The organism is Streptomyces purpurogeneiscleroticus (assembly GCF_020024005.1).
GTDB lineage: Bacteria > Actinomycetota > Actinomycetes > Streptomycetales > Streptomycetaceae > Streptomyces > Streptomyces purpurogeneiscleroticus.
Genome location: NZ_NHSG01000133.1, coordinates 1 through 17043, shown reverse-complemented (window position 1 = coordinate 17043; position 17043 = coordinate 1). Strand labels below are relative to the sequence as shown.

Here is a 17043-nt window from a genome sequence, read left to right as displayed (position 1 = left end):
GCTGGGGCTGGGGCTGGGGCTGTGCGTAACCGGACTGGGGCTGCGGCGCGTAGCCGGGCTGCTGCTGGCCGGGCTGTGCGTAGCCGGGCTGCGGCTGCGGCTGGCCGGGCGCCCCGTATGCCGGCATCCCCGGCGTTCCGTACGGCGCCGGGCCGGGCATTCCCGGCATCCCCGGCTGCGCGGGCGGAGACCATTCCGCGGCGACGGGCGTGCCCGGGCGGCCCATCAGGGCCAGGACGGCGATCGAGCCGAGGAGTGCGACGACCACCTGGACACGGGACAGGATCGTCTGGAACGCGGGAGCCTGCCCCAGCTCGAAGAAGTGGCCCCCGGCGAGCAGGGAGACCATGGCGATGAGCGAGGTCGGCAGCAGGACCAGCGCGAGCCCGGTGGTGAAGCCGCGCGCGGACACTCCGCGTGCGACGCAGAGCAGCCCGGCGACCGCCGACATCAGCAGGAACGTGACGGAGTACCAGCCGGGGCCGAGGCTCGTCAGCGCGGAGAGGATGCCGTGGCCCAGGTAGATCACGTCGAGCGAGCCGAGGCCGTCCTGCAGCAGTACGGAAACGTTCCACACCGCGGCGCACAGCGCGACCAGCCCGAACACCACCGCGCCGGTCACCGCGGCGGCGGGGAGCGGCCGCATCGGCGGGTCACTGGGCTGCCGCGTCGGCCAGGCCCGCAGCCCGGCCAGCACCACGATGCAGGAGACCAGGCCGAACAGGATCAGCAGCCCGCTCGTGATGAAGACGCTCAGGAACGTGTCCGTGCTCGTGTCCACCTCGCCGATGAACCAGCGGTTGTCGGTCGTGTGCTGGCCCGTGCTGACGAACACCTGAATCGCGGCGGTGAACGTCAGCGTCGTCGCCACGGCCAGCAGACCGCCGGCCGCCCGCGCCCCGGTGAACGCCGTCCACACCGCGCCCAGCTGCACGGCCAGGAGCCCGATGGCGTACGGGTCGGTGATCGCGCCGTCGGCGTGCGGCCCGAGCCCCGTCCAGGACTCCCACAGTGCCCCGAACCCGTACTCCGCCATGTCCATCGCCAGCCATGTGGCGCTGTTCAGCAGGAAGAGCGTGCAGAACACCCCCGCGGTGATCCGCGCCCCCTTGCTGAGGACCGTAACGTGCGGCATCTTGCCCCCGTCTTTCTTCTGTTTCCTGTTGTGTACTGCCGTGTGCCACGGCCTCGTGCGCGCGGGCAGCGCCCGCACCGTAACGGATCTGTACACCGCGCGCGCCCCGCAAGTACAACTGAAGGACGGGCCCGGCGCCGCACCCGGGCCGCAGGGGGGAGGCGGCATGCGCGCCATCGCGATCGTCGGGGCAGGGCAGGCCGGACTGCAGCTGGCCCACGGGCTGCTCGCCGAGGGGTACGACGTCACCGTGGTGTCGGACCGCACGCCGGAACAGATCCGCGCCGGGCGGGTGATGTCCACCCAGATCATGTTCGGCCCGGCGCTCGGCCTCGAACGTGCGGCGGGCCTGAACGCCTGGGACGGCAAGGCCCCCGGCATCACCGCGCTGCAGGCCACGGTCTGGGACCCGCCGGGCAGGCCCGCGCTGCGGTTCACCGGCCGCTTCGACGAGGAGGCGCAATCCGTCGACCAGCGGGTGAAGATGGCCGACTGGCTCGACCTGTACGAAGCGCGCGGCGGCCGGGTGGAGTACGGCGCCGCCGACGGCAGACGGCTGGCCGCACTGGCCGCCTCGCACGATCTGACCCTGGTGGCCGCGGGCCGCGGTGACCTCGCCCGGCTCTTCCCCCGGGACCGCGCGCGCTCCCCCTACGACCGGCCGCAGCGCTCCCTGGGCTGCATCTACCTGCACGGCGTCGGGCACCGACCGGAGTACCCGGCGCCGCACGCGCGCTCCAATCTCTCGCCCGAGGCCGGGGAGATGTTCGTGATCCCCGCGCTCACCACGGGCGGCCTGTGCGACATCGTGTTCTTCGAAGGCGTGCCGGGCGGCCCGTACGACTGCTGGCAGGACCGGCCGGGGCCCGCCGCCTGCCTCGCGCGCACGCTGGAGCTGCTGCGGCGGTACGCGCCGGCGGAGTACGAGCTGTGCCGGAACGCGGAGCCGACGGACGCGCGCTGCACGCTCTACGGCGCGGTCACGCCGACGGTGCGGCGGCCCGTCGCCAAGGTGGCCACGGGCCGCTATGTCCTGGGCATGGCGGACACCGTCGTCGTCAACGACCCGGTCACCGGCCAGGGTTCGAACAATGCGGCCCGCTGCGCGGCCCGCTATCTCCGCGCCATCAAGGAGCGCGGCACGGCCCCCTTCGACCGGGCCTGGATGGAGCGCACCTTCGACACGTTCTGGGACCACGCGCAGTACGCCACGGAGTTCACCAACACCATGCTCCAGCCTCCCCCGGAGCACGTACAGCGCCTGCTGGCAGCCGCCGCCCGCTGCCCCGCCATCGCCCACCGCTTCGTCAACGGCTACGCCGACCCGGCCGACTTCCGCCACTGGCTCACCGACCCGGAGGCAGCGGCGGCGTACTTGGCGGAAATCCGGGAGCCGTGACGGCCCCCGCCACGAGGCGAGGGCCGCACCCGGGCGTCAGCTGTTGCTCGGGAAGCCCAGGTTGATGCCGCCGTCGGAGGGGTCCGGCCAGCGGGTGGTGACGACCTTGCCGCGGGTGTAGAAGTGCACGCCGTCGTTGCCGTAGATGTGGTGGTCGCCGAAGAGCGAGTCCTTCCAGCCGCCGAAGGAGTGGTAGCCCACCGGGACCGGGATCGGCACGTTCACGCCGACCATGCCGGCCTCGACCTCCAGCTGGAAGCGGCGGGCCGCGCCGCCGTCCCGGGTGAAGATGGCCGTGCCGTTGCCCCACGGCGAGTTGTTCATCAGGGCGATGGCCTCGTCGTACGTGTCGACACGGACGACGGAGAGCACCGGGCCGAAGATCTCGTCGCGGTAGCAGTCCATCTCGGGCGTGACGTTGTCCAGCAGCGAGACGCCGATCCAGTGGCCGTTCTCGTGGCCCTCGACCGTGAAGCCGGTGCCGTCGATCGAGACGGTCGCGCCCTGGGCGGCCGCGCCGGTCACGTACGAGGCGACCTTGTCGCGGTGCACCTTGGTGATCAGCGGGCCCATCTCGGAGGCCGGGTCGTCGCCGGGGCCGATGGTCAGCGCGGCGGCGCGCTCCTTGATCTTCTCGATCAGCGGGTCGGCGGTGTCACCGACGGCGACCACGACGGAGATCGCCATGCAGCGCTCGCCGGCCGAGCCGTACGCGGCGTTGATCGCGGAGTCCGCGGCCAGCTCCAGGTCGGCGTCCGGCAGGACCAGCATGTGGTTCTTCGCGCCGCCGAGCGCCTGCACGCGCTTGCCGTTGGCGGTGCCGGTGGTGTGGATGTACTTGGCGATCGGGGTGGAGCCGACGAAGGAGACCGCGGCGATGTCGGGGTGCTCGAGGATGCGGTCCACGGCGGTCTTGTCACCGTTGACGATGTTCAGCACGCCGTCCGGCAGGCCCGCCTCGGCCGCCAGCTCGGCCAGCTTGAAGGCCGCCGAGGGCACCTTCTCGCTGGGCTTGAGCACGAAGGTGTTGCCGCAGGCGATGGCGATGGGGAACATCCACATCGGGACCATGGCCGGGAAGTTGAAGGGCGTGATGCCCGCGACGACGCCGAGCGACTGGCGGATGGAGGAGACGTCCACACGGGTGGAGACCTGGGTGGACAGCTCGCCCTTGAGCTTCTCGGAGATGCCGCAGGCCAGCTCGACGATCTCCAGGCCGCGGGCCACCTCGCCGAGCGCGTCGGAGTGCACCTTGCCGTGCTCGGCGGTGATCAGCCGAGCGATCTCCTCGCGGTGCGCGTCGACCAGCTCGCGGTACTTGAAGAGGACCGCCGTGCGCTTGGCGAGCGAGCTGGTGCCCCAGGTGCGGAACGCCTCCTTGGCGGTGGCCACCGCGGTGTCGACCTCATCGACGGAGGCGAAGGGGACCTGCTTCTCCTGGGCGCCGGTGGCGGGGTTGTAGACCGGACCGAAGTTGCCGGAGGTGCCCTCGACGGGCTTGCCGCCGATCCAGTGGCTGAGGGTCTTCATGTGCGGGGCCTTTCTGGGGACGAAAGCTTCAGCGGAGGTCAGAGGTGGCGGCGGCGTCCGGCCGCCTGGCGGTCGTACTCCTCGCGGGCGAGCAGCGCCGCCTCGCGCGTCGCGGTCTCGGCAACGGGAACATCCCACCAGGCTTGTGCCGCGGGCGCGCCCGGCACAGTGTCAGCCGTTTCGGTCTCGACATAGACACATGTGGGGCGGTCCGAGGCGCGGGCCGCGGCGAGCGCGGACCGCAGCTCGGCCACGGTCGCGGCGCGGATCACGTCCATGCCCAGCGAGGCCGCGTTCGCCGCGAGGTCCACCGGGAGCGGCTCGCCCGTGTACGTGCCGTCCTTGGCGCGGAAGCGGTAGGCCGTGCCGAAGCGCTCGGCGCCGGTCTCCTCGGAGAGGCCGCCGATGGAGGCGTAGCCGTGGTTCTGGATGAGGACCACGTTGATGTTGATGCCTTCCTGGACCGCCGTGACGATCTCGGTGGGCATCATCAGATACGTGCCGTCGCCGACCAGCGACCACACCGGGCGGTCCGGGGCGGCCATCCGGACGCCGATCGCGGCCGGGATCTCGTACCCCATGCAGGAGTAGCCGTACTCCAGGTGGTACTGGCGGCGGGACCGGGCGCGCCACAGTTTGTGCAGGTCGCCGGGGAGCGAGCCGGCCGCATTGATGATCACGTCGTCGTCGCCGACGGTCGCGTCCAGCAGCCCGAGCAGCTGCGTCTGGCTGGGCCGCGCGCCCTCCGCACCGGTCTGGTACGCCGCGTCGACCAGCAGTTCCCACTCGGTCTTGGCGGCGCCGTACGCCTCCTCGTACGCCTTCTCCACGCGGTGCCCGCCGAGCTCGCGGGTCAGCGCCTCCAGGCCCGCGCGGGCGTCGGCGATCAGGGAGAGCGCGCCGAGCTTGTGGGAGTCGAACGAGGCGATGTTGAGGTTCACGAAGCGCACGCCGGGGCGGGCGAAGAGCGTCGCGGAGGCGGTGGTGAAGTCGGTGTAGCGGGTGCCGACGCCGATGATCAGGTCCGCCTCGCGGGCCAGCGCGTCCGCGGTCGCGGTGCCGGTGTGCCCGATGCCGCCCACGTCCGCGGGGTGGTCGTACCGCAGCGAGCCCTTGCCGGCCTGGGTCGAGGCGACCGGGATGCCCGTGGCCTCGGCGAAGGCGCGCAGCGCCTCCTCTGCCTCGGCGTGGTGGACGCCGCCGCCCGCGATCAGCAGCGGGCGCTCGGCGGAGCGGATGGCGTGCACGGCCTCGGCGAGCGCGCCGGCGTCCGGCTGCGGCCGGGTGACGTGCCAGACCCGGTCGGCGAAGAACTCCTCGGGCCAGTCGAACGCCTCGGCCTGCACGTCCTGCGGCAGCGCCAGGGTGACCGCACCGGTCTCGACCGGGTCGGCCAGCACCCGCATGGCCTGCAGGGCCGCCGGGATCAGCGCCTCGGGACGGGTGACCCGGTCGAAGTAGCGGGAGACCGGGCGCAGCGCGTCGTTGACGGAGACGTCGCCCGCATACGGGACTTCGAGCTGCTGGAGCACGGGCTCGGCCGGGCGGGTGGCGAAGGTGTCGCCGGGCAGCAGCAGCACCGGAAGGCGGTTGACCGTGGCCAGGGCTGCGCCGGTGACGAGGTTGGTGGCGCCGGGGCCGATGGAGGTCGTGACGGCCTGCGCGGAGAGCCGGTCGGACTGGCGGGCGTACCCCACGGCGGCGTGCACCATGGCCTGCTCGTTGCGGCCCTGGAGGTAGGGCATCCCCGGCGACTCGGGGGCGGCCCCCCGCTCGTATCCCGCGGGCTGCGACTCCAGCAGCGCCTGGCCGAGTCCGGCGACGTTGCCGTGGCCGAAGATGCCCCAGGTGGCGGCGATGAGACGGTGCCGTACGCCGTCCCGCTCGGTGTACTGGTGCGCGAGGAATTCGACCAGGGCCTGCGCGACCGTGAGGCGGCGCGTCGTCGGGGCGGTCATCGGGCTTCTCCTGCGGGTGCGCTGTAGAGGGGGAGGCGGGGGTCGACGGGCTGCTCGGGCCACGTACCGCGGATCCAGCCGTGGTCCGGGTGGTCGCAGATCAGCCATTCACGGGCCTCGCCGGGGCCCGCCATGACGTTGAGGTAGTACATGTCGTGGCCGGGCGCGGCGATGGACGGGCCGTGCCAGCCGTCGGGGATGAGGACGACGTCGCCGCCGCGGACCTCGGCGAGCACGTCCGTGTTCTGTCCGTGTCCGGAGGGGCTCACGCGCTGGTACCCGAGGCCGGGCCTGCCGTTCGCCTCGGCGATCTCGAAGTAGTAGATCTCCTCCAGCTCGGACTCCTCGCCGGGCCGGCACTCGTCGTGCTTGTGCGGCGGATACGAGGACCAGTTGCCGCCCGGGGTGATCACCTCGACGGCGATGAGCTTGTCGCATTCGAAACCGTAGTCATCATCGCCTCCGGCGGGGGCCGCGGCGCCGAAGTTGTTGACCTGGCGCGAGCAGTTGCCCGTACCCCGCAGCTCGACGGGGACGGACGAGGCGGGGCCGTACCGGGCGGGAAGGCGCCGCGAGCAGCGGGCGCCGGTGAGCGCGAAGCGGCCGCCGGACTCGCTGGCGATCCCCACATGCGCGTCGCGCGGGACGTACGCGAAGTCCGTGACGCCGCTGAACACGCTGTCCCGGCCGGTCAGCGCGAACTCCTCGCCGGTGGGGGCACCTCCCGGGCCGTTAGGCCCAGGGGGATCGACTGCCACCGTGCAGCCGCCGGAGAGCGGCAGCACGATCCACTCGCTCTCGCCGGTCGCGAAGGAGTGGTGACCGCCGGGCGGGAGCTCCAGCACGCGGAGGGAGGAGTATCCCCAGCCCGCGTTCTTGGGATGGATGTCGAGGGCGTACGGACCGTCGGCGGCGGTGCCCGCCGGGCGGTGGAAGGTGGATTCGGCGTTCATGACGTCAAGTCTCCTACTGAACACTGACGGTGACAGGACCCTGTGGACAACTTCCGCGTCAACCGCGGCTACAGGAGGCTGACGGCGGTATCCACAGCCCCCGCCACGTCCCCGTCGACGGGGTAGAGCAGCGAGCGTCCGGCGACCAGTCCCTGCACGGTCGGCAGGTGCAGGGCCTTGCGCCACTTCTCGTACGTCGCGTCCTGGTCGGCGGCCGAGATGTCGCCGCCGAGCAGCACCGTCGGCAGCGTGGAGGTCTCGCAGACCTGCGCCATGTCGTCGGGGTCCTCGGTGACCGGCAGCTTGAGCCAGGTGTACGCGGAGGTGCCGCCGAGCCCGGAGGCAATGGCGACGGACTTGGTCACGGCCTCGGCGCTCAGGTCGTTCTTCACCTTGCCGTCGACCCGGCGGGAGATGAACGGCTCGACGAAGAGCGGCAGTTCCCGCTCGGCCATGGCGTCGATGGCGCGCGCCGTGGACTCCATGGTGTCCAGCGACCCGGCGTCGTCGTAGTCGATGCGCAGCAGCAGCTTGCCGCAGTCGAAGCGGAGCCGGGCGATGTCCTGCGGGCGGTGGCCGGTGAACCGGTCGTCCATCTCGAAGGACGCGCCGGCGAGGCCGCCGCGGTTCATCGAGCCCATGACGACCTTGTTCTCCAGCGCCCCCATGAGGAGCAGGTCCTCCAGGATGTCGGCGGTGCCGAGCACGCCGTCCACGCCGGGCCGGGAGAGCGCGAGCGAGAGCCGTTCCAGCAGGTCGAAGCGGTCCGCCATGGCCAGCTTGTGGTCGCCGACGGCCAGCGCGCCGCGCGCGGGGTGGTCGGCGGCGACGATCATCAGCCGGCCGCTGTCGCCGATGAGGGGGCGGCGGGTGCGGCGGGCCGCGGCTTCCGCGACGGCTTCGGGGTGCCGGGCCCGCAGCCGCACGAGGTCGGAGAGCGGTGTGGTCAAGGCGTAACTCACCTTCTTGAGCGCCCGCGATGTCCACGCGGGCGGTGTGCGGCGGTGGTTTCAGCGCTCCGCGAGGAACGCTTCGACCTCGGTGGCGGTCGGCATGGCCGAGGAGCAGGCCAGGCGGGCGGCGACGATGGCGCCGGCGGCGTTGGCGTACCGCATCATCGGTTCGAGCTCCCAGCCGGAGAGCAGGCCGTGCACGAGGGCGCCGCCGAAGGAGTCGCCCGCGCCGAGGCCGTTGACGACCTCGACCGGGGTGGGCGGGACCTCGGCGGTGCGGCCGTCGCGGTGCACGGCGAGCACGCCCTTGGGGCCCTGCTTGATGACGGCCAGCTCGACACCCATGTCCAGCAGCGCCTGGGCGCACGCCTTCGGGTCGCGCAGGCCGGTGGCGACCTCCGCCTCGTCGACGTTGCCGACCGCGACGGTGGCGTGCGCCAGCGCCGCTTCGTAGTACGGACGGGCGTTGGCCATCGCCTGCGGACCGGTCTCGCCGCCGTCACCGGAGGCGCCGCCCTGGCCGCCCCAGAACATCGGCCGCCAGTCCAGGTCGAAGACGGTGGTGCCGGACTTGCCGCGCGCCTCCAGGGCGGCGAGCGTCGCGGAGCGGCTGGGCTCCTCGCACAGGCCGGTGCCGGTGATCCAGAAGACCCTGGCGGCCCGGATCGCGTCCTGGTCCAGCTCCTCGGGACGGATGACCAGGTCGGGGGCCTTGGGGCGACGGTAGAAGTACAGCGGGAAGTCGTCCGGCGGGAAGATCTCGCAGAAGGTGACCGGGGTCGGGTACTGCGCGACGGGGGTCACCCAACGGTCGTCCACGCCGAACTCGCGCAGCGCCTTGTGGATGTACGTGCCGAAGGGGTCGGCACCGGTACGGCTGATCACGGCGGTGCGGCGGCCCTGGCGCGCCGCGGCGACCGCGACGTTGGTGGCCGAGCCGCCCAGGAACTTCCCGAACGTCTCCACATCGGCCAGCGAGACGCCGGTCTGCAGCGGGTAAATGTCCACCCCGATGCGGCCCATGGTGATCAGGTCAAAGCTGCCGGTGTCGGTCGGCTCGGTCATGTGCGCCCCTTCGATTCCGCCGGTACCTGCTGTCGGCTCCGGCCAGGTCGGCTCCGACCACAGGTCTAACGGGGCGACTCATACCCTGTCAACAGTTTGTCCTTACATTCTGACGTCAACGATGCGATGATGGCCGAGTCACCGCGGGTTACAAAGTCCTTAAGTCCTTATGTCAGGACGAAGTCTTGACAGGCTCGGCAGGCCGATGAAGGCTGTGCCACCACAACCCCACCCCGTCCCTTCCCGGTCACCGCCGACCGGTGAGAGGAGAGCCGCACCATGCCCGTACCCAGCGCAGATGTGCCCCGTCTGGACCGGCTCCGCGTCGGATCGGCCCCCGATTCCTGGGGCGTCTGGTTCCCCGAGGACGACCAGCAGGTCCCTTGGGAACGCTTCCTGGACGAGGTCAGCGAGGCCGGTTACGAATGGATCGAACTGGGGCCTTACGGCTACCTCCCCACCGACCCTGCCGTACTCCACGGCGAGATCGCCAAGCGTGACCTGAAGGTGTCGGCCGGCACGATCTTCACCTCGATGCACCGCGGCCCCGAGAACTGGGACGCGACCTGGCAGCACGTGAGCGAGGTCGCCACGCTGACCAAGGCGATGGACGCGAAGCACCTCGTCGTGATTCCGTCCTTCTGGCGCGACGACAAGACCGCCGAGCTGATCGAGCCGAGCGAGCTGACCACCGAGCAGTGGAAGCACCTCACCGGCGGCATGGAGCGGCTGGCGAAGCAGGTACGCGACGAGTTCGGCCTGGACATCGTCGTGCACCCGCACGCGGACACCCACATCGACACCGAGGAGCACGTCGAGCGCTTCCTCGACGGCACGGACTCCTCGCTGGTCAACCTCTGCCTGGACACCGGCCATTACGCCTACTGCGGTGGCGACAGCGTCAAGCTGATCAAGACGTACGGCGAGCGGATCGGCTACCTCCACCTCAAGCAGGTCGACCCCGACATCCTCGCCGACGTACAGGCCAGCGGCACCCCCTTCGGGCCCGCCGTGAAGCAGGGCGTGATGTGCGAGCCGCCGCTCGGCGTGCCCGCCCTGCCGCCCGTCCTGGAGGCCGCGCAGGCCCTGGACGTGGACCTCTTCGCCATCGTCGAGCAGGACATGTACCCCTGCCCGCCCACCCGGCCGTACCCGATCGCCGAGCGCACCCGCCGCTTCCTGCGCTCCTGCGGCGCGTAACGCCGCGCAACTCCCTCACCCCGCACGAAAGACGAGGAGCACGAACCATGACGCAGCACGGAACGCTCGGGGTCGCGGTCATCGGCACCGGCCGGATGGGCTCGGACCACGTACGCCGCATCAACGACGTCATCAGTGGCGCGCGGGTCGCCGCCGTGGTGGACATCGACGCCGCCCGGGTGAAGGCCATCGCCGACGGCATCGAGGGGTGTACCCCGTACACCGACCCGGCTGCCGCGATGGACGACCCGGCGGTCGACGCCGTACTGATCGCCTCCCCCGGCCCGGCCCACGAGGCCACGCTGCTCGCCGCGTTCGAGCGGGACCTGCCGGTGCTGTGCGAGAAGCCGCTCACCCCGGATGCCGAGTCCGCGCTCCGTGTCCTGAAGGCCGAGGAACAGCTGGGCCACCGCCGCGTACAGGTCGGCTTCATGCGCCGCTACGACGCGGAGTACATGAAGCTCAAGGCGCAGCTGGACCAGGGCGCGTACGGGCGGCCGCTGATGCTGCACAACAAGCACCGCAACCCGAACTGCCCGCCCGGGTTCACCAACGCGATGATGATCAACGACTCGGCCGTGCACGAGATCGACGTCACCCGCTGGCTGCTGGACGAGGAGATCACCTCCGTCCGCGTGCTGTTCCCGAAGCCCACCGACAAGGCCCCCGAGGGCCTGAGCGACCCGCAGCTCATCCTCTTCGAGACCGCCTCCGGCCAGATCGTGGACACCGAGCTGTTCGTCAACTGCGGCTTCGGCTACCAGGTGATGTGCGAGGCGGTCTGCACCGACGGCACCGCCCGCATCGGCGACAACCACGGCGTCTTCGCCAACACCACCACCGGCTGGGGCGGCGCCATCGACCCCGGCTTCGAGGACCGCTTCGCCGACGCCTACGACCGCCAGGTCCAGCGCTGGGTGGACGCCACCCGCCGCGGCGAGGTCGAGGGCCCGAGCGTCTGGGACGGCTACGCCGCGGCCGCGGTCTGCGAGGCCGGCGTGCGCGCCCAGGAGACGGGCGAGCGCGTCACCGTGGAACTGGCCGAGCGCCCCGCCCTGTACCGCTAGCACTCCGGGTCCCGGACTTCTCCCTGTACTTCGAAAGGCTGCCCCTCCCGTGAAGATCGCCCTTGACCCGTACATGTTCCGGAACGTCCCGCTGCTCGAACTCCCCGGCCTCGTCGCCGAACTGGGCTTCGAGTGGATCGAGCTGTCGCCGCGCGAGGACTTCAACCCGTTCTTCCTGCACCCCCGTGTGGACGACGGCACCGTGCAGAAGTTCCGCAAGGAGCTGAGCGCGGCGGGCGTCGGCATCTCCTCCGTCCTCCCGCTGTACAAGTGGTCCTCGCCGGACGAGGACGAGCGCCAGGCCGCCGTCCGGTACTGGAAGCGGGCCATCCGTATCACCGCCGACCTCGGCGTCTCCGCGATGAACTCGGAGTTCAACGGCCGCCCCGAGAAGGCCGACCGCAGCGAGGGGCAGTTCTGGCGCTCCCTGGAGGAGCTGCTGCCGGTCTTCGAGCGGGAGGGCATCACGCTCGCCCTGGAACCGCACCCGGACGACTTCATCGAGGACGGCCACGCCGCCGTCGACATGATCCGCGGCATCAACAGCCCGCTGGTGTCCTTCTTGTACTGCGCGCCGCACACCTTCCATCAGGGCAACGACGCGCCGGGCATCCTGAAGCACGCGGGCGACCTCACCACCGCCGTCCACCTGGCCGACTCCTTCGACCACACCGGCTCCTCCGGGCTGCGCTACATCGTCAACCCGCCGGGCTCGGCCGTACGGATCCACCAGCACCTGGACATCGGCCAGGGCGAGGTCGACTTCGACGAGCTCTTCCGGGAGCTGGCCGCCAACGGCTTCGACGGCACGCTGGTCTCCTCGGTCTTCGCCTGGGAGGAGCGGGCGAAGGAGTCCTCCCGCTTCATGCGGAAGACGATCGGCGAGTACGTCAACCAGTACTGGGGCTGACCATGACCGCCCCGACCAGACCGGACACCGCCGTGCGCGAGGAGAGCCCCGAGAGCCTCCGCACGGCCGGCAAGAAGGCCCGGCGCTTCATCGTCGGCATCGCTGCCATCGCCGCCATCGGCGGCGCCCTGTTCGGCTACGACACCGGAGTCGTCTCCGGCGCCCTCCCCTTCATGGAGGAGCACTTCGGCCTCACCTCCCTCGGGGAAGGCGTCATCACCAGCGCGCTGCTGATCGGCGCGGCCTTCGGCTCGCTGGCCGGCGGCCGCATGTCGGACCGGCTCGGCCGCCGCAACAGCCTGCTGTGGGCGGGCGCGGTGTTCATCGGGGGCGCGATAGCCGTCGCGCTCGCGCCCTCGGTGGCCTTCATGGTGGTGGCGCGCTTCGTCCTCGGGCTCGCCGTGGGCAGCGCGTCCGTCATCACCCCGCTGTACCTGTCGGAGATCGCGCCACCGCACATACGGGGGCGGCTGGTCTCCTTCAACTCCCTGATGATCGTCAGCGGCCAGCTGCTGGCGTACCTCATCAACGCGGTGCTCGCGCACTGGGAGGCGTGGCGCTGGATGCTCGGCCTCGCCGCGCTGCCCGCCGTCGCCCTCTTCATCGGCCTGTTCTTCCTGCCGGACACCCCGCGCTGGTACATCAGCAAGGGACGCACGGACGAAGCGGGTGCCGTCCTGCGGCGTACCCTGCCGGCCGCTGAAGTGGACGACGAGCTGGCCCGCATCGAGCAGGCCCGCGCCCTGGAGGAGAACGCCCAGCGCGGCGCCTGGCAGGAACTGCGCACCCCCTGGGTGCGCCGCATCCTCCTGGTCGGCATCGGCCTGTCGATCGTCCAGCAGATCACCGGCGTCAACGCGGTCATCTACTTCGCCCCGAAGATCCTGCTGACCACCGGGCTGGGCACGAACGCCGCGATCACCGCGACCATCGCGGTCGGCGCGATCTCCGTGCTCGCCACCGGGATCGGCATGTCACTGATCGACAAGGTCGGCCGCCGCCCGATGCTGATCTGGGGCCTGACGGGCATGACCGTCTCCCTGGCCCTGCTCGGCGCGTCCTTCCACCTCCCGCAGTCCACCGGCGTCAGCTACCTGGTGCTCGGCCTGATGGTGCTCTACATGGCCTTCATGCAGGCCACGCTGAACACCGGGGTGTGGCTGCTGCTCGCCGAGATGTTCCCCCTGAAGGTGCGGGGACTGGCCATGGGCGCGGCGGTGTTCGTGATGTGGCTCGTCAACTTCGGAGTGGCGCTGCTCTTCCCGGTGCTGCTGGACGCGGCCGGCGCCGCCCTCACGTTCTGGCTCTTCGGCGTCATGTGCGTGCTGTCGCTGGTCTTCTGCAAGCGGTACGCGCCGGAGACCAAGGGCATGGCCCTGGAGGACCTGGAACACGAGCTGCGCAAGGCCGCGGCGGGGGCGTGACCAGGGGGACCGCGGGGTGAGAAGGGCCGGGCGAGGCGATCGCCCGGCCCTTCTGCGTACGCGTTCCCGGTACGGGTTTTCCGTACAGGGACGCCCTTCTCCGTACGGCAACGGCCGTCCGGGCCGCGTCACCGTCGTCACCATTACGCGGGTCTTCCGTCACAGGCCGTCAACAGCCTGACCCCGCTGCTCAAGGACGTCGTTGCACCGGGCACAGGGTGAGTGATCGCCACGCCGTACGCAGTTCCCCCGCGGGCTCTTTTGGAGCCGCCCTGCGTGCGGCCGAGGGAGGTGCGCAGAACATGACCGACCGGAGGCTCTGGTCGTACAAGGAGATCGCCGCACACATCCGGGTCCAGCCGGACACCGTGCGCTCCTACCGCAAGCACGGCCTGCTGCCACCACCCGACCTCGTGGAGGGCGGCAAGCCGTACTGGTTCGCCGACACCGTGCGGGAATGGGTGACCCGCCGCCCCGGCCACCGGGGCCGGCGCGACCGCGAGGGCTGAGCCCCGCCGACCGTCGCCTGTCGCCCGTCGTCCATCGTCCGTCCAAGGCCCCGTACCGCCCCCGGTGCGGGGCCTCAGTACGGGGCCACTGCCGTCCCCCGGACTTCCAAGGACGGCTCCACGAGCTGCCGTTCGGCGGGGCGGTCCGGGCGGTCCATCCGCTCCAGCAGGCACCGTGCGGCCCGCCGCCCCACCTCGTGGCTGGCGTTGTTCACGGTCGTCAGCCACAGGTGCCGGATCCGTGCCAGATAGGTGTTGTCACAGCCGATGAGGGAGAGGTCACGGGGCACGTCGAGGCCCAGCTCCTGCGCCGCCGAGAGCACGCCGACGGCCGTGATGTCGTTGAACGCGAAGACGGCAGTGGGGCGTTCGACCCCGCTCGTGCGCCGGCCCGTACTGCCGAGCAGCCGCACGGCCGCCCGGTAACCGCCCTCCTCGGTCGCGTCGCTGGGCGCCATCAACACCCTGTCGTCCAGCCCGTGTGCGCGCATCGCCGCTTCGTAGCCGCGCCGGCGCAGCTCGCCGACGCTGCCCTGGCCCATGATGTGGGCGATCCGGCGGTGCCCGAGGCCGATGAGGTGCTCGGTGGCGAGCCGGGCGCCGCGTTCGTCGTCGTTGGCGACGGTGTCCACCCGGGGCAGTTCCGGGTCGTGGGTGCCGGCGACGACGGTCGGCAGCCGCCCGGCGGCCTCCGCGAGCGCGCCGGTGTCCGGCAGCGTGCCCACCGCGACCAGGCCGTCCACCCGCAGCTCTGCGAACGCACGGGTGAAGTCCTCCCCGGTGTGCCGGTTGAGCCGGCCGTCGGCCATCAGCATCCGCAGGCCGTGCGCGTGCAGTACGGAGTTCAGGCCGTCCAGCAGCTCGACGAACCAGGGGTTGCGCATGTCGTTGAGGAGCACGCCGACGGTGTGCGTGCGCCGCGCCACGAGGCTGCGCGCCGCGGCATTGGGCCGGTAGTCCAGCTCCCGTACCGCTTCCAGCACGGCGGCCCGCTTGGCGTCGCTGACCTGCGGCGAGCCCTGCAGTACGAGCGAGACCAGCGACTTGGAGACACCCGCGCGCTCGGCGACGCTGCGGATCGTCGGGAGCCGCTTGTTGGACCGTTCCATAGCCGGAAATCCTTCCACTCCCCCGCGAAGCCGTCAACGCACGAACACGTTCCAGCGCTTCACAAGGGTTGACACAACTATGTAAGGACATGCAGGGTTCCTGGACGAGTGTTGGACCGTTCCAAACAGCGGCCGTTCGCCTTACCGACGGCCGTGCCCACCACAAGGGAGTGGCAGCAATGAAGCTCGGCCTCATCGGCACCGGCCGCATCGGCGCGTTTCACGCCGAGACCCTGAAGAGCGTCGCCGGCGTGCACGAGATCGTCGTCGCGGACGCGGACGCCGCCCGCGCCCGCGAGCTGGGTGACAAGCTCGGCCTCCAGTCCGCCGCCACCCTCGAGGACATGTACGCGGGCGGCCTGGACGGCGTGGTGATCACCGCCGCCACCAGCGCCCACGCCGCCCTCATCCACCAGGCCCTGGACCACGAGGTCCCGGTCTTCTGCGAGAAGCCGGTGGCGCTCGACGTCCCCGGCACCCTCACCGTCGTCGAGCGCGCCGCGCACAGCCCCGTCCCCGTACAGATCGGCTTCCAGCGCCGCTTCGACGCGGGCTATCACGCCACCCGTGAGGCGCTGCGCTCCGGCGAGCTGGGCTGGCTGCACACCCTCCGCGCCTGCACTTCCGATCAGACGCCGCCCCCTGCCGCGTACATCCCGACCTCCGGCGGCCTCTTCCGCGACTGCTCCATCCACGACTTCGACATCCTGCGCTGGCTGACCGGCCGCGAGGTCGTCTCCGTCTACGCCCAGGGCGCCAACAAGGGCGAGTCCTTCTTCGCCGACGGCGACGACGTGGACACCTGCGCCGCGCTGCTCCGCTTCGACGACGAGACCCTCGCCACCGTCACGGCCACGCGCTACAACGGCGCGGGTCACGACGTCCGCCTGGAGGTCTGCGGCTCCAAGGGCGCCCGTTTCGTCGGCCTGGACGACCGCGCCCCGATGCCCACCGCCGAGGCCCGGCTCTCCTGGCAGCAGGCCACCCCGTACGCGACCTTCATGGAGCGCTTCCACGACGCGTACGTCACCGAGCTGACCGCCTTCACCGAGGTCGCGGCGGGTCGTGCGGAGAACCCCTGCACGGCCGCCGACGCCCTCGAAGCGCTCTACATCGCGGAGGCGTGCGACCGCTCCCGCCGCACCGGCGAGCCGGTCGCGATCGCCGACGTACGCGCCTGAGCCGCGTCCCCACCGTGCTCGACCTGGGGCTCCTCCCCCTGCTCACCCTGATGGTGGCCGCGCTGCTGGCGGGCTTCTCCAAGACCGCCCTCAGCGGCGTGGCCGCCGTCAGCGTGGCCCTGTTCGCCGCCGTGCTCCCCGCCAAGGAGTCCACCGGGGCCCTGCTGCCCCTCCTCCTGGTCGGCGACGTCATCGCCGTACGGACCTACCGCCGCCACGCCGACCGCCCGACCCTCCGCCGCCTCTTCCCCTCGGTCGCCGCGGGCGTCCTCGGGGGCGTCGCGTTCACGGCCCTCGCCGACGACACGCTCATACGCCGCACCATCGGCGCCCTCCTCCTGACCATCACGGCCCACCACCTGTGGCAACGCCGCCGCCGGACTCCCCCGACCCAGCCGACTCACCGCACTCACCGCACTCTTCGTACTCTTCGTACCCCCCTCTACGGCCTCATCGCCGGCTTCGCCACCATGGTCGCCAACGCGGGCGGCCCGGCGATGTCCCTCTACCTGCTCGCCTCAGGGCTCGGCATGCTCGGCTTCCTCGGCACGGCGGCGTGGTTCTTCTTCCTGGTCAACGCCTTCAAGCTGCCCTTCAGCGCCGGCCTCGGCCTGCTCACCCCGCACACCCTCCTGCTGGACGCGGCCCTC

At 71.4% G+C, this 17043-nt stretch carries 15 protein-coding genes; 8 read left to right on the top strand and 7 right to left on the bottom strand.

Annotated features, from left to right (window positions below; all coding sequences use genetic code 11):
- A partial coding sequence (locus tag CCS38_RS07335; RefSeq protein WP_223732383.1) for a hypothetical protein occupies positions 1-1135 on the bottom strand: 1135 nt, incomplete at its 3' end.
- Between the two features lie 166 nt (positions 1136-1301).
- Here CCS38_RS07335 and CCS38_RS07330 point away from each other — a divergent pair.
- A complete protein-coding gene (locus CCS38_RS07330) occupies positions 1302-2534 on the top strand; it encodes a styrene monooxygenase/indole monooxygenase family protein (RefSeq protein WP_223732382.1) in 1233 nt (410 codons plus the stop codon).
- A 36-nt stretch (positions 2535-2570) separates the two neighbouring features.
- Here CCS38_RS07330 and CCS38_RS07325 read toward each other — a convergent pair whose 3' ends face one another.
- The 5 genes from CCS38_RS07325 to iolC all read right to left on the bottom strand — a co-directional run bounded on the left by CCS38_RS07325 (position 2571) and on the right by iolC (position 8993).
- Positions 2571-4064, bottom strand: a complete 1494-nt coding sequence (locus tag CCS38_RS07325; RefSeq protein ID WP_223732381.1) for a CoA-acylating methylmalonate-semialdehyde dehydrogenase — start codon at positions 4062-4064, stop codon at positions 2571-2573.
- 38 nt (positions 4065-4102) lie between these two features.
- The gene (gene iolD, locus CCS38_RS07320; protein WP_223732380.1) at positions 4103-6022 is read right to left on the bottom strand and encodes a 3D-(3,5/4)-trihydroxycyclohexane-1,2-dione acylhydrolase (decyclizing); all 1920 of its coding nucleotides are present in this window, start codon (positions 6020-6022) and stop codon (positions 4103-4105) included.
- On the bottom strand, positions 6019-6975 hold the full coding sequence (iolB, locus tag CCS38_RS07315; protein WP_223732379.1) for a 5-deoxy-glucuronate isomerase: 957 nt from the start codon (positions 6973-6975) through the stop codon (positions 6019-6021). The genes iolD and iolB overlap by 4 nt, the downstream gene beginning before the upstream one ends.
- Before the next feature lie 68 nt (positions 6976-7043).
- Positions 7044-7925 carry a Cgl0159 family (beta/alpha)8-fold protein gene (locus CCS38_RS07310; RefSeq protein ID WP_223732378.1) on the bottom strand — a complete coding sequence of 294 codons (882 nt, stop codon included), beginning with the start codon at positions 7923-7925 and terminating at the stop codon, positions 7044-7046.
- Between the two features lie 60 nt (positions 7926-7985).
- Positions 7986-8993, bottom strand: a complete 1008-nt coding sequence (iolC, locus tag CCS38_RS07305; protein WP_223732377.1) for a 5-dehydro-2-deoxygluconokinase — start codon at positions 8991-8993, stop codon at positions 7986-7988.
- Between the two features lie 279 nt (positions 8994-9272).
- Between iolC and CCS38_RS07300 the strand changes: the two genes are divergently transcribed.
- The 5 genes from CCS38_RS07300 to CCS38_RS07280 all read left to right on the top strand — a co-directional run bounded on the left by CCS38_RS07300 (position 9273) and on the right by CCS38_RS07280 (position 14103).
- Positions 9273-10193 (top strand): sugar phosphate isomerase/epimerase family protein, encoded by a 921-nt coding sequence (locus CCS38_RS07300; RefSeq protein ID WP_223732376.1) that lies wholly within the window; start codon positions 9273-9275, stop codon positions 10191-10193.
- Positions 10194-10240: 47 nt separating this feature from the next.
- The gene (locus CCS38_RS07295) at positions 10241-11260 is read left to right on the top strand and encodes a Gfo/Idh/MocA family protein (RefSeq protein ID WP_223732375.1); all 1020 of its coding nucleotides are present in this window, start codon (positions 10241-10243) and stop codon (positions 11258-11260) included.
- Between the two features lie 49 nt (positions 11261-11309).
- Entirely contained in the window at positions 11310-12170 is an 861-nt protein-coding gene (locus CCS38_RS07290) for a sugar phosphate isomerase/epimerase family protein (RefSeq protein WP_223732374.1), read from the top strand.
- Between the two features lie 2 nt (positions 12171-12172).
- Positions 12173-13594 carry a sugar porter family MFS transporter gene (locus CCS38_RS07285; protein ID WP_223732373.1) on the top strand — a complete coding sequence of 474 codons (1422 nt, stop codon included), beginning with the start codon at positions 12173-12175 and terminating at the stop codon, positions 13592-13594.
- Positions 13595-13896: 302 nt separating this feature from the next.
- Positions 13897-14103, top strand: a complete 207-nt coding sequence (locus CCS38_RS07280) for a helix-turn-helix transcriptional regulator (RefSeq protein WP_223732372.1) — start codon at positions 13897-13899, stop codon at positions 14101-14103.
- Positions 14104-14177: 74 nt separating this feature from the next.
- Here CCS38_RS07280 and CCS38_RS07275 read toward each other — a convergent pair whose 3' ends face one another.
- On the bottom strand, positions 14178-15212 hold the full coding sequence (locus CCS38_RS07275; protein ID WP_223732371.1) for a LacI family DNA-binding transcriptional regulator: 1035 nt from the start codon (positions 15210-15212) through the stop codon (positions 14178-14180).
- 179 nt (positions 15213-15391) lie between these two features.
- Between CCS38_RS07275 and CCS38_RS07270 the strand changes: the two genes are divergently transcribed.
- Both CCS38_RS07270 and CCS38_RS07265 read left to right on the top strand, forming a co-directional pair.
- Positions 15392-16393, top strand: a complete 1002-nt coding sequence (locus tag CCS38_RS07270) for a Gfo/Idh/MocA family protein (protein ID WP_223732370.1) — start codon at positions 15392-15394, stop codon at positions 16391-16393.
- Positions 16394-16443: 50 nt separating this feature from the next.
- Positions 16444-17043: sulfite exporter TauE/SafE family protein (locus CCS38_RS07265; protein ID WP_263301800.1), on the top strand; the 600-nt coding region annotated here is incomplete at its 3' end.